This window comes from Pseudomonas sp. SWRI18 (assembly GCF_014268345.1).
Lineage (GTDB): Bacteria > Pseudomonadota > Gammaproteobacteria > Pseudomonadales > Pseudomonadaceae > Aquipseudomonas > Aquipseudomonas cedrina.
The window spans coordinates 102,645-113,989 of record NZ_JACCQQ010000011.1; the positions used below are offsets into that span (position 1 = coordinate 102,645).

The following is an 11,345-nucleotide window of genomic DNA, read 5'->3' on the forward strand; positions in this document are numbered from 1 at the left end:
TCGCGGTATCGGGATGACGTCCCAGCGTACCCGCGAACGCTTGATCCAGCGCCTCTACGAAGAAGGCCTGTCCAACGCCCAGGTACTGGAAGTGATCCGGCGCACGCCTCGGCATCTGTTTGTCGATGAAGCCCTGGCCCACCGTGCCTATGAAGACACGGCGCTGCCCATCGGCCATAACCAGACCATCTCCCAGCCGTACATGGTGGCGCGCATGAGCGAGTTGCTGCTGGCGGCGGGCCCCCTGGACAAGGTGCTGGAGATCGGCACCGGCTCCGGCTACCAGACCGCCGTGCTGGCGCAACTGGTCGAGCGGGTGTTCTCCGTCGAGCGTATCAAGGTGCTGCAGGATCGCGCCAAGGAGCGCCTGGTGGAGTTGAACCTGCGCAACGTGGTGTTTCGCTGGGGTGACGGCTGGGAAGGCTGGCCGGCGCTGGCGCCGTACAACGGCATCATCGTGACCGCCGTGGCCACCGATGTTCCACAAGCGTTGCTCGACCAACTCGCTCCCGGTGGGCGCCTGGTGATTCCGGTTGGCTCCGGTGAAGTGCAACAATTGATGCTCATCATCCGTGAGGACGAAGGCTTTTCCCGGCATGTACTGGGCGCTGTTCGTTTTGTGCCGTTGCTCAACGGCCCGCTGGCCTGATCAATTTTTGCCTGCGGTGAATTCCGCTGGCGGGGATGTGTCTTACATCGGGGTCTATTGAGTCAACATTATCGGTGCGACGATTCAACACGCAGAATGATTCGTTTCAGGCGTGTGCCCGTAAAACTCCAATGCCCAGTTATACTTGCGTCATATTTCAAGCCTGATACAGGCATTCCATGTTCAGCCACCACAAAGGGAGCGGCGGGTGAGTCTCACAGGTCTTGCGCAGCGTATGAGTAAAACAAGCTTTCAGCGACTGGTGCTTGGCCTCGTCTTCAGTTCTGTGTTGGTAGGGTGTTCCAGCTCGCCAAGCAGTGGCGCGCGGGTGGTTGACCGCAATAATGCGGCGCCGCAACGACCGACGGTCACCACCGGGCAATATGTGGTGCGCAAGGGCGACACGCTGTTTTCCATTGCCTTCCGTTATGGGTGGGACTACAAGGCGCTCGCGGCTCGTAACAATATTCCCGTGCCCTACACGATCCATCCGGGCCAGACGATTCGCTTCGACGGACGCTCCGGTTCAGCGCCTACGGCAGTTGTGACAAGCACGGGTTCTTCGCCGTCGTCCTCAAGCAAAACCACCGTCTTCACCCGCCCTGCCGGCACCGTCTCGCCTGGCGTTTCGAGCAAGCCCGCACCCGCGCCGTTGCCGCCTGCCGGGCCCGCGCCGAAGGGCTGGGGATGGCCTTCAAACGGGGTGTTGATTGGAAAATTCTCTTCAAACGGTAGTTTGAATAAAGGCATTGATATCGCCGGGGATTTGGGACAGCCTGTTTTAGCTGCGTCTGATGGGACAGTGGTGTACGCCGGGAGTGGTTTACGGGGCTACGGCGAGCTGGTCATCATCAAGCACAGCGATACCTACGTCAGTGCCTACGGTCATAACCGCAGGTTGTTGGTTCGGGAGGGACAGCAAGTCAAAGTCGGGCAGACAATTGCCGAAATGGGATCAACGGGTACAGACCGGGTGAAACTGCACTTTGAGATTCGCCGTCAAGGGAAGCCTGTAGATCCGCTGCAATTTTTACCCCGTCGTTGATGTTGTTGTTGCCAGCCTGTTCCCTCACGTAGAAGGAACAGGCTCCAGCGTTGCCAAGGATAAAGGCGCCGCTTGAGCTTGAGGTCGAACTCACCAAAGGACTATAACAATGGCTCTCAGTAAAGAAGCGCCGGAGTTTGACATCGACGATGAGGTTCTCCTGATGGAGGCCGGTATCGATACGGAATCGATGTCGAATGAGGGACCTGCTGTACCTTCAGTTCGCACCAAATCCAAGAACTCCACCGCGCTAAAGCAACACAAATACATTGATTACACGCGGGCGCTCGATGCGACCCAGTTGTATCTCAATGAAATCGGTTTTTCCCCTCTGCTGACCCCCGAAGAAGAAGTCCATTTTGCGCGTTTGTCGCAAAAGGGTGATCCGGCTGGGCGCAAGCGCATGATTGAAAGCAACCTGCGCCTGGTGGTGAAAATCGCCCGACGCTATGTCAATCGTGGATTGTCCCTGTTGGACTTGATCGAGGAAGGCAATCTGGGCCTGATCCGGGCCGTGGAGAAGTTCGACCCCGAGCGGGGTTTCCGCTTCTCGACCTATGCCACCTGGTGGATTCGCCAGACCATCGAACGGGCGATCATGAATCAGACCCGCACGATCCGGTTGCCGATCCATGTGGTCAAGGAACTCAACGTCTACCTGCGGGCGGCGCGTGAGCTTACCCAGAAACTCGACCATGAACCTTCCCCTGAAGAAATCGCCAACCTGCTGGAAAAACCGGTAGCGGAGGTCAAGCGCATGCTCGGCCTTAACGAGCGCGTGTCTTCAGTCGACGTCTCGCTGGGTCCGGATTCGGATAAAACCCTGCTGGACACCCTGACCGATGATCGTCCGACGGATCCTTGCGAGCTGTTGCAGGACGATGATCTTTCCCAAAGTATTGATCAGTGGCTGTCGGAGCTCACGGACAAGCAGCGTGAGGTGGTGATTCGCCGCTTCGGCCTGCGCGGCCATGAGAGCAGCACCCTGGAAGATGTAGGCCTGGAGATCGGCCTGACCCGGGAGCGGGTGCGGCAGATCCAGGTGGAAGGGCTCAAGCGCTTGCGTGAGATCCTGGAGAGGAATGGCTTGTCGAGTGAGTCGTTGTTTCAATAACGCCGCTTGAGCAGGTTTGTGTGGGAATGGGCTTGTGTGGGAGCGGGCTTGCCTGCGATAGCATCACCGCGGTGTAACTGATACACCGAGGCGTCAGCATCGCAGGCAAGCCAGCTCCCACATAAAGCGCTTTTCCCGCATTTTTTGTGCCTGTGTCATTAAATCCCAGGCATAAAAAAACCCCGCTTTTAAGGGCGGGGTCTTTTCGACTAAGTCAGTACAAGTTAGATAACTTGAACTTCTTCAGCTTGCATGCCTTTCTGACCGCGGGTAGCGATGAAAGAAACCTGTTGGCCTTCTTTCAGGCTTTTGAAGCCGTCGGATTGGATAGCTTTGAAGTGAACGAACAGGTCGTCACCGGATTGTGGAGTGATGAAGCCGAAGCCTTTTTCATCGTTGAACCACTTAACGGTACCAGTTTGGCGATTAGACATGGTGTAACTCCTTGAACAAAGTTAACTGCGACTCAGGAAAAGCCCTGGCCGAGACTGAGTGCAAAGAGCAGGAAAAATTCTTGGAGATGGTTGGATCGAAATTCAACATATCGTGTAGAGATTCTCAGTGACACAAGCAACACAGTGACGTCACCTTAACCGTTTTTACCGTACGTGCCAATGGTATTTCCGAAGGTTTCTCTATTTTCGTGACTGGCGGTGGTGTTTGCGCACACCGTTCGCAGCGACGCGAGCCTTGTAGTGAGCGGGCTTGCCCCGCGCTGGGTGGCGAAGCCGCCCCAATCAAGACACCGCCGATCTCCAGATAGAATCAATCGCCTGGACTGGGGCGGCTTCGCCGCCCAGCGCGGGGCAAGCCCGCTCACTACAGGGTTCTTGCGCCCTATGGCAGAGTGCACGTTCATCAAGAAAAGGCCCAGGGCCTTTGAACCCCAACGCCTGCCCCGGTAAGATGCCCCACAGAATTTTTCCACCTCGCTATTCAGGACACACGCCATGAGCATCAAATCGGACAAGTGGATTCGCCGCATGGCGCAAGAGCACGGCATGATCGAACCGTTCGTCGAGCGCCAGGTTCGTGGCCAAAGCGATGCCCCGGTGATTTCCTACGGCGTTTCCAGCTACGGTTACGATGTGCGCTGCGCCGATGAATTCAAGGTGTTCACCAACATCAATTCGGCGATCGTCGATCCGAAGAACTTCGACGAAAAGAGCTTCGTCGACGTCAAGAGCGACGTGTGCATCATCCCGCCAAACTCCTTCGCCCTGGCGCGTACCGTGGAGTTCTTCCGTATTCCCCGCGACGTGCTGACCATCTGCCTGGGTAAGAGCACCTACGCGCGTTGCGGCATTATCGTTAACGTGACCCCGCTCGAACCTGAGTGGGAAGGCCACGTGACCCTGGAGTTCTCCAATACCACCACGCTGCCGGCGAAAATCTATGCCAACGAAGGCGTGGCGCAGATGCTGTTCCTGCAGTCCGACGAGGCCTGCGAAGTGTCCTACAAAGACCGCGCAGGCAAGTATCAGGGCCAGCGCGGCGTCACCCTCCCACGCGCTTGATCGAAAGGTCTTACGTAGTAAGGGAATTAGTCTGCATAAATCGACTCTATCTAGGTGTACTGCCTCGGCGCGTGTAAAACGCGCCGAGCCACGCTTGAGGAGTACCTTATGAAGATCAACCCGCGAATCAGCGCTGAACTCGCCCGGCTTGAACCCAACCAGATCGGCGTTCTGGCCTGGTCCCTGATGGCCGACCCTGCTTATGCAGGCGGCATCCCCGGCCAACCCGAGCCGGATTACCCGCAGCCCGCCGAACCCGGTGAGCCGACCCTGCCGGATGAGCCGCCACCCGCACCTGTCGCCTGATAGTCAGCCCAGTGGCCAGACTTCACGGTCGCCGATCACGAATATTCGGCGATCATTGTCCTGTTCGACTGCAAAGCCACCGGTAAACGCACCAAACGCCGGCAGCAGGCTGATCCGCGGCCCGATCTGAAAGCATGACAAGCGCAGGCTTTGCCGGCCCTTGCCGCGCAAGCGATACACCGGATGCACATGCCCTGCCAACACGTGGTGGCTGGGATGGGCGTCCGGTTCGTGCTGCAGGGCGAAAGGGCCCATCAGCAAAGGCTCCGGGACGACCTCAATCCCCAGGTCGACCGGCGGGTCACCTGCGCGCTTGTCGTGATTACCGCGAATCAAGGTCATGCACAGGCCCGGATTCAGCGCTCGCCAAGTCCTCAACGCGCTGAGCGTGCCGCTGGCGTGTGAGCCGGGACCGTGCAGGAAGTCGCCAAGAAAGATCACTTGGGCGCATGGATAGGCCGATAGCATCCGGTCCAGGCGTTGCAGGTTCTCGGTGGTCGTCCCCTGTGGCACCGGTTGCCCGAGGCTACGGTACGCCGAAGCCTTGCCGAAATGCGCGTCGGCAATCAACAGGCACTGGCGTGCCGGCCAATACACCGCCTTGTCCGCCAGCAACCACAGTTCCTCTCCCTCAAGTATTACCGAGCAAACCATCAGTGCTTCCCGTTATCCGCGACTTTTTCCAGGTCCTTGACCATCCGCGCGATGCGCTCCGAGAGTTTTTCCGAACTCATGCTTTCGCGCATGCGCTCAACCAGCAGCGGAAAGGCGAGGGGCGTAGGCCGTTCGATGAGATGCAAGTCCAGTTCCAGCGCCGATAGCGTGCGCAATGTCTCTTCCAACCGACGAATATCCAGTTCGTCACGCAGGACTTCTTCCCCGGCCTGGGTCAGCAGCAGGTTCTGTGGGTCATACTGCTTGAACACCTCAAAGAACAACCCGCTGGACGCTTGCACCTGGCGCGTACTTTTAGGCGCTCCCGGATAACCGGCAAACACCAGCCCGGCGATACGCGCGATTTCGCGGAAGCGGCGCAGGGCCAACTCCCCGGCATTCAGGCTGGCGGCGACATCCTCCAACAAGTTCTCGGGACTCAACAGCGCCTGATTCAACAGTACTGGCCAATCCACTTCAGTGGCGCTCAGCAATTCCAGCCCGTAGTCATTCACCGCAATCGAGAAGGTCACCGGCTGCGCCTGGCTCACGCGCCACGCCAACAGACTTGCCAGCCCCAGGTGCACCTGGCGCCCGGCAAAGGGGTAGAGGAACAGGTGCCAGCCCTCGCGTGATTTCAGCGCCTCGGCCAGCAAATGCCTGCGCGTCGGCAGGCCGGACCAGCGCAACTGCGTCTGCAGCAACGGGTAAACCGCCTGCATTTCCGGCCCTTCATAGCGCCCCTGCGCCGCCGCATCAAAGCGCTCCACCACGGCTTGAGCCAGTTCATTGGAAAGCGGCATGCGCCCGCCATTCCAGCGCGGCACGGCGGCTTTTTTCGCGGTGCCGCGACGCACATAAGCGGTCATGTTCTCCACACGCACCAATTCCAGCAAGCGGCCGGCGAACAGGAAGCCGTCCCCCGGCTTGAGCCGAGCGATAAAACCTTCCTCCACGCTGCCGAGGTTCTTGCCGCCACCGCCTTTGCTCCAAAATTTGAGCTGGATACTGGCATCACTGACGATGGTGCCCACGCTCATGCGATGCCGGCGTGCCAGCCTCGCATCCGGAACCCGCCAGATACCGTGCTCGTCCGGTTCCACGCGACGGTAATCCGGGTAGGCGGTCAGCGACAGGCCACCATGGCGCACAAACCCCAGGGCCCAGGCCCAATCGGCGTCGTTGAGGTTTTTATAGGCCCACGCGCCGCGTACTTCCTGCAACAGTGCGTCCGGCGTAAACCCACCGCCCAACGCCATGCTCACCAGATGTTGTACGAGTACATCCAATGGCTTGTAGGGTGATTCACGAGCTTCGATGCGTCGCTGCGCAATCGCGTCCTGGGCGGCGGCGGCTTCAACCAGTTCCAGGCTATGGGTTGGCACCAGCGTCACCCGTGAAGGCCGTCCCGGCGCATGCCCCGAGCGGCCCGCACGCTGCATCAGGCGCGCCACGCCCTTGGCCGAGCCGATCTGCAGCACCCGCTCGACCGGCAGGAAATCCACCCCCAGGTCCAGGCTTGACGTGCACACCACCGCCTTGAGCTGACCGTCCTTGAGCGCTCGTTCCACCCAGTCACGGGTTTCCCGCGACAGAGAACCGTGGTGCAGCGCGATCACCCCGGCCCAATCGGCACGGGCCTCGAGCAACGCCTGATACCAGATCTCGGATTGCGCCCGCGTATTGGTAAACACCAGGCAACTGCTGCTGGCGTCCACCTCGGCCACCACCTGCGGCAGCATCTTCAAACCGATATGCCCGGCCCAGGGAAAGCGCTCGGTGACGGGGGGCAGCAACGTGTCGATGAGTAGCTGTTTGGCGGTTTGCCCCTGCACATTGATCCCCTCGCCTTGTGGGACCAATACCTCCAACGCGTGCGCCTGATTACCCAAGGTCGCCGAGATACCCCAGACGATCAATCCGGGATGCCAGCGCCGCAACCGTGCCAACGCCAGTTGCAGTTGCACGCCACGTTTATTGCCGATCAGTTCGTGCCACTCATCCACGATTACCATACGCAGGTGGCCCAGGCTGGCTTCGCTGTCGGCGCGCGCGAGCATCAGCGTCAGGCTTTCGGGCGTGGTGACCAGGGCGGTGGGCTGGCGACGGGTCTGCCGTGCGCGTTCGCTGCTGCTGGTATCGCCGGTGCGCAGGCCGACGCTCCAGGGAATCTGCAACGCTTCAAGCGGCGCCTGGAGGGCGCGAGCGGTGTCGGCGGCGAGGGCGCGCATGGGGGTGATCCACAGCACGGTCAGCGGTTCGGCGGGCGGCTTGCGTTTACCGGTAACGGGCGTTCGACTGATGGCGAAACGATTGAGCGCGGCAAACCACAGTGCGTAGGTCTTGCCGGCGCCGGTGCTGGCATGCAGCAACCCGGAGTGGCCCGATTTGACCGCCGCCCATACCTCCTTTTGAAAGGTAAACGGCTTCCAGCCCTTGGCGGCAAACCATGTCTTGGCGAAATTGCGGGAAGTTGCCATACAGCAGCTGATGCTCAGGAGGGCCTATCACACAGACCCTCCGGGCACGCCAAAGGTTTAACCCGTCAGGGTGGGCCGACGCGGCAATAGTACATTTCGCTGGCATTGGCCTGGCCTACCAGGTCGCAACTGGCGTAGGCCGGCAGGGCCAGCGGTTGATCGCCCAGGCGGTGGACCAGATAAAAGTCTTCCGAACGTGGCAGCTGTCTGGTGTGGCGTGCCCAGCCGCTGCTGTAGAACTGCGCCGAGTAGGAGCGCGAGCCTGGATAGATCAAGTCGCCAGGCGCCGCCGCCTGTTGTGCCTTCCACAACGCAACCATGGTTTTCTGGTTTTGCGGGCGATCATCGACTTTGCCGCTGATGAGCATGGCGCAGCCCGCCACGGGAAGTGCCAGTGCCACGGCGGTGATAAGTGCGGTGCGAACCTTGCGCCAGACCACATCGGCCAGCAACAGCGCCCAGGCCGGCAGCGCGGGCAGCACATAGGTCCAGAGGATGTTGGTGGACATGGTAAAGAACAGCGGCGTCGAAACCGCCCATGCCAGCACGAAGAGCACATATTCACGCTGGCCCTGCAGCGAGGCGCGCCACTTCACCAGCAACGGCAAGAAAAACGCCCAGGGTAAAAGCCCACCCAGCAGGTGCACCCAGATCATCGCCAAGGGTTCGGCATGTGCGCTGCCGTAACGATCACCCTGCCAATTGCTGATGACATAACGACTGAAATGTTCGCCGACGATGAAGTAGTGCAGGAACCCCGGGGTCTTCTGTTCCGCCAGCCAATACCAAGGCAAGGCCACGGCGCTCATCAAGGCGATTCCAGGCAGCCAAGGCAAGCTGAGTAACCGTCGCCAGTGGCCAGTGAGCGCCAGCCACAGGGCGGCCGGCAACGCAATCAACACCAGTGCCAGGGGGCCTTTGGCGAGCAGGCCCAGGCCCAATCCGAAAAAACCGAGCAGCGCCCAGCCTCGATCCGCGTGCGCCAACCCACGCCACAGGCCAAGGTGTGCCAGCAGAAGGGCGAACGCCAGCGCGCTGTCGGTCAGGACCGCGCCGCTTGCAAAGAAGCCCAGGGAGCACGTCGAATAGATAATGGCAGCGATCAAGCCGACCTGCAGGCTGCGTTCGCGGGCGGCGAAATGCACGATGAGCAAGCAGCTCGCGACATGCAGCAGCCAGGACGAGAAACGGCTGGCGAATTCGTTGATGCCAAACATCTTCATGCTCAACGCCTGCAGCCAGAATGACAGCGGGGGTTTGCCCCAGAACGGTACGCCATGGTCGAACATCGGCGTGATCCAGTCGTTGGACACCAGCATCTTGCGGGCGATTTCCGCGTAGCGGGCTTCCGATGTGTCCATGATCGGATACAGGCCGAGCGTACCCAGGCGCACCAGCAGCACAGTCAACAGGACCGTCCAGAGCAAACGTATGGACGCGCGAGGGTTCACGCCGGCGGCCTTTATGGATGGATTCATGGTTGATGACGTTTATGCAGGGCGTTGGGCCTTGGATTTACCACCGTCAGCACCCGGCCGACGTATTCGCCGACCACGGCGGTACCCAGGCACAACAGCAGGATTGATTGCGCCAGAAGATGCAGTTGGGTCAGTTGGCCGAGCGTCGCGTCCACTGCGATCCACAGTGAGCCGAGCAGAAAGATGGTGACGCTCAGGTAGCTGTACATCCGTAGCAGGCGAGTGGAAAAGGCGAGAATCGAGTCCACGCACAGGTCGAGCAATGACAGTGGGCTCCACTTGGTCCTGCCCGCCTGGCGCGGCTTGCGGTCGTAGTTCACTTCGGTGCTTGGGTAGCCAAGCCAGCTGACCAGCAGCTTCAACACCCCCGCGTTGTCATCCATGGCGCGAATGGCGGCCAGGGCGTTCGGCCCGATCAGCCTGAAATCACTGACTTGCCGGGGCACTTCGAAGTCGTCGATCAACTGGTCCATGGTGACGTAATAGAGCTGCGCGGCCATACGCTTTGCCCAGGAGTCGCAGCGCCGCGAGCGGCGTTGCATGTTCACGATCTCATGGCCCTTGCGCCATTCCTGCACCATCAGCGGGATCAATTCGGGCGGGTCCTGCAGGTCGCAGTCCATAATGATCACCGCGCCGCCTTGCACGGCGTTGATACCTGCGCGCATGGCCGCTTCCTTGCCGAAATTGCGGCTCAAGTGCAGGCAGGTGACGCGAGGGGCCTGGGCAAATTGATCGATGATTGCGCCTGTCTGATCCTGACTGCCGTCATTGATATAAAGCACTTCGGTGTTTGTAGTTAACCGTTCAATGATCGCCGTCAGGCGCGAATGAAATTCCGTTATAACGCACTGCTCGTTAAAGCAAGGGACCAGTATCGTAAGTTTCATGGCAGGCAACGGCTCAACGCAAAGGCGCGCGCTTGATGTCATGTTTGAATACCCAGAAGTGATTGATCATAAACCCCTGAAGGGTCACGGCTGTTGTTGCCACTATTTGCGCGCTTAACGCGGGTGCGCCCCAGTGGGTCAGTAAGTTGACAATCAGTGTGTTGCATAAAACCTGGCTGGTGGCGGTTATCACGAACCGCCAGCAATTGCAGCCCCGCTGTGCAAAGACCCAATGCCTGGACAGGCAGTAGGCGACCAGCGCGCCCGTAATGGCGGCGCAGAGCGTGGATGAGGTCGGGCTGTAGTAACGCAGCAAACAGATAAACACCACGAAGTGAACCAACGTGGCAATGACGCCTGCGCTCAAGTAACGAATAAACAATCGAAGTATTTTTTGCATGGCCAAAGTGTATAAAATCAAATGTGAACCAGTTGTCACGTCGTGAAATGAAATTTGTGTTCGTGTTTTAATTATTTGTTGAAGGAATTTTCTTAATTGTTTGTATGACTTTGGAGTTTGTACTAGTGGAGATATTACTAGTGGAAGATGACCATGAATTGGCGGGGTCCTTAGGGGATTATCTCGGCGAGTTTGGCTATGAAGTAGACTTCGCGCGCGATGGCCGAAGTTGCCTGGCGCGTGTGCAGCAGCAGGCATACGACCTGATTGTCCTGGATGTCGCGATGCCTCGGATGAGCGGTTTTGACACCTGTCGCCAATTGCGGCGCGAGCAGAATCACACACCCGTTATATTCTTGACCGCGCGTGACGCACTGCCTGATAAACAAGAAGGTTACGAGGCCGGCGGCGACGATTACCTGGTCAAGCCCTTCGAACCCCAGGAGTTGCTATGGCGCATTCGCGCGCTGATCCGGCGAGGCTCGCCGCGTCAGCCGCGCTGCGCGAAACAACTGGGTGACCTGGTGATCGATCCGGTCTCGCAGGCGTTGATCCACAACGGTGTGGTCACGGTGTTGCCCGCGTTGCCGTTCAGCTTGCTGAGCCTGCTGGCCGATGAGGCGCCGGAACCCGTCAGCCGACGCAAACTGGAGACGGCGTTGTGGCCCGATGGCGATCCGCCGGACAGTGATGCGTTGCGCACCTATATCTATCGGCTCCGGCAAGCCCTGGGCAAACCCTACGGTAACGATCTGATTCGCACCGTTCACGGTAAGGGCTATCGCCTTGCGATTCCCTACTGATTCCTTCTT

The 11,345-nt window shown here is 59.4% G+C and carries 12 protein-coding genes; 6 read left to right on the forward strand and 6 right to left on the reverse strand.

Annotation, left to right across the window (positions count from 1 at the left end; translation table 11 throughout):
- Positions 1-13 precede the first annotated feature (13 nt).
- From H0Z09_RS14350 to rpoS, 3 genes are all read left to right on the forward strand, one after another.
- Positions 14-649, forward strand: a complete 636-nt coding sequence (locus H0Z09_RS14350) for a protein-L-isoaspartate(D-aspartate) O-methyltransferase (protein WP_010563544.1) — start codon at positions 14-16, stop codon at positions 647-649.
- A gap of 208 nt (positions 650-857) precedes the next feature.
- Positions 858-1,694 (forward strand): peptidoglycan DD-metalloendopeptidase family protein, encoded by an 837-nt coding sequence (locus H0Z09_RS14355; RefSeq protein WP_186691166.1) that lies wholly within the window; start codon positions 858-860, stop codon positions 1,692-1,694.
- Between the two features lie 109 nt (positions 1,695-1,803).
- The gene (rpoS, locus tag H0Z09_RS14360) at positions 1,804-2,808 is read left to right on the forward strand and encodes an RNA polymerase sigma factor RpoS (protein ID WP_186691167.1); all 1,005 of its coding nucleotides are present in this window, start codon (positions 1,804-1,806) and stop codon (positions 2,806-2,808) included.
- Positions 2,809-3,032: 224 nt separating this feature from the next.
- Here rpoS and H0Z09_RS14365 read toward each other — a convergent pair whose 3' ends face one another.
- Positions 3,033-3,242 carry a cold-shock protein gene (locus H0Z09_RS14365; RefSeq protein WP_002554837.1) on the reverse strand — a complete coding sequence of 70 codons (210 nt, stop codon included), beginning with the start codon at positions 3,240-3,242 and terminating at the stop codon, positions 3,033-3,035.
- Positions 3,243-3,758: 516 nt separating this feature from the next.
- Between H0Z09_RS14365 and dcd the strand changes: the two genes are divergently transcribed.
- Both dcd and H0Z09_RS14375 read left to right on the forward strand, forming a co-directional pair.
- Positions 3,759-4,325, forward strand: coding sequence for a dCTP deaminase (dcd, locus tag H0Z09_RS14370; RefSeq protein WP_076950046.1), 567 nt, complete (start codon positions 3,759-3,761; stop codon positions 4,323-4,325).
- A 108-nt stretch (positions 4,326-4,433) separates the two neighbouring features.
- Positions 4,434-4,631, forward strand: coding sequence for a hypothetical protein (locus H0Z09_RS14375; protein ID WP_076950047.1), 198 nt, complete (start codon positions 4,434-4,436; stop codon positions 4,629-4,631).
- Positions 4,632-4,634: 3 nt separating this feature from the next.
- Here the strand turns inward: H0Z09_RS14375 and pdeM are convergent, their stop codons facing one another.
- The 5 genes from pdeM to H0Z09_RS14400 form a co-directional block, all read right to left on the reverse strand.
- Positions 4,635-5,285, reverse strand: a complete 651-nt coding sequence (gene pdeM, locus H0Z09_RS14380; RefSeq protein WP_186691168.1) for a ligase-associated DNA damage response endonuclease PdeM — start codon at positions 5,283-5,285, stop codon at positions 4,635-4,637.
- Positions 5,285-7,765 carry a ligase-associated DNA damage response DEXH box helicase gene (locus H0Z09_RS14385; protein WP_186691169.1) on the reverse strand — a complete coding sequence of 827 codons (2,481 nt, stop codon included), beginning with the start codon at positions 7,763-7,765 and terminating at the stop codon, positions 5,285-5,287. The genes pdeM and H0Z09_RS14385 overlap by 1 nt, the downstream gene beginning before the upstream one ends.
- Positions 7,766-7,830: 65 nt before the next feature.
- Positions 7,831-9,243 carry a phospholipid carrier-dependent glycosyltransferase gene (locus tag H0Z09_RS14390; protein WP_189672165.1) on the reverse strand — a complete coding sequence of 471 codons (1,413 nt, stop codon included), beginning with the start codon at positions 9,241-9,243 and terminating at the stop codon, positions 7,831-7,833.
- On the reverse strand, positions 9,240-10,175 hold the full coding sequence (locus H0Z09_RS14395; RefSeq protein ID WP_346656794.1) for a glycosyltransferase family 2 protein: 936 nt from the start codon (positions 10,173-10,175) through the stop codon (positions 9,240-9,242). The genes H0Z09_RS14390 and H0Z09_RS14395 overlap by 4 nt, the downstream gene beginning before the upstream one ends.
- Positions 10,147-10,533 carry a GtrA family protein gene (locus tag H0Z09_RS14400; protein ID WP_186691171.1) on the reverse strand — a complete coding sequence of 129 codons (387 nt, stop codon included), beginning with the start codon at positions 10,531-10,533 and terminating at the stop codon, positions 10,147-10,149. The genes H0Z09_RS14395 and H0Z09_RS14400 overlap by 29 nt, the downstream gene beginning before the upstream one ends.
- A gap of 140 nt (positions 10,534-10,673) precedes the next feature.
- Here H0Z09_RS14400 and H0Z09_RS14405 point away from each other — a divergent pair, with 140 nt between their 5' ends.
- Positions 10,674-11,336: a response regulator transcription factor gene (locus tag H0Z09_RS14405; RefSeq protein WP_186691172.1), complete on the forward strand. Its 663-nt coding sequence runs from the start codon at positions 10,674-10,676 to the stop codon at positions 11,334-11,336.
- Positions 11,337-11,345: the final 9 nt, after the last annotated feature.

Excerpts from the sequence above, each read along its gene's own strand:
- pdeM (WP_186691168.1), bottom strand. The coding sequence starts at position 5,285 with ATGGTTTGCTCGGTAATACTTGAGGGAGAGGAACTGTGGTTGCTGGCG.
- H0Z09_RS14390 (WP_189672165.1), bottom strand. The coding sequence starts at position 9,243 with ATGAATCCATCCATAAAGGCCGCCGGCGTGAACCCTCGCGCGTCCATA.
- H0Z09_RS14350 (WP_010563544.1), top strand. The coding sequence starts at position 14 with ATGACGTCCCAGCGTACCCGCGAACGCTTGATCCAGCGCCTCTACGAA.
- H0Z09_RS14375 (WP_076950047.1), top strand. The coding sequence starts at position 4,434 with ATGAAGATCAACCCGCGAATCAGCGCTGAACTCGCCCGGCTTGAACCC.
- H0Z09_RS14395 (WP_346656794.1), bottom strand. The coding sequence starts at position 10,175 with ATGACATCAAGCGCGCGCCTTTGCGTTGAGCCGTTGCCTGCCATGAAA.
- rpoS (WP_186691167.1), top strand. The coding sequence starts at position 1,804 with ATGGCTCTCAGTAAAGAAGCGCCGGAGTTTGACATCGACGATGAGGTT.
- H0Z09_RS14365 (WP_002554837.1), bottom strand. The coding sequence starts at position 3,242 with ATGTCTAATCGCCAAACTGGTACCGTTAAGTGGTTCAACGATGAAAAA.
- dcd (WP_076950046.1), top strand. The coding sequence starts at position 3,759 with ATGAGCATCAAATCGGACAAGTGGATTCGCCGCATGGCGCAAGAGCAC.
- H0Z09_RS14400 (WP_186691171.1), bottom strand. The coding sequence starts at position 10,533 with ATGCAAAAAATACTTCGATTGTTTATTCGTTACTTGAGCGCAGGCGTC.
- H0Z09_RS14385 (WP_186691169.1), bottom strand. The coding sequence starts at position 7,765 with ATGGCAACTTCCCGCAATTTCGCCAAGACATGGTTTGCCGCCAAGGGC.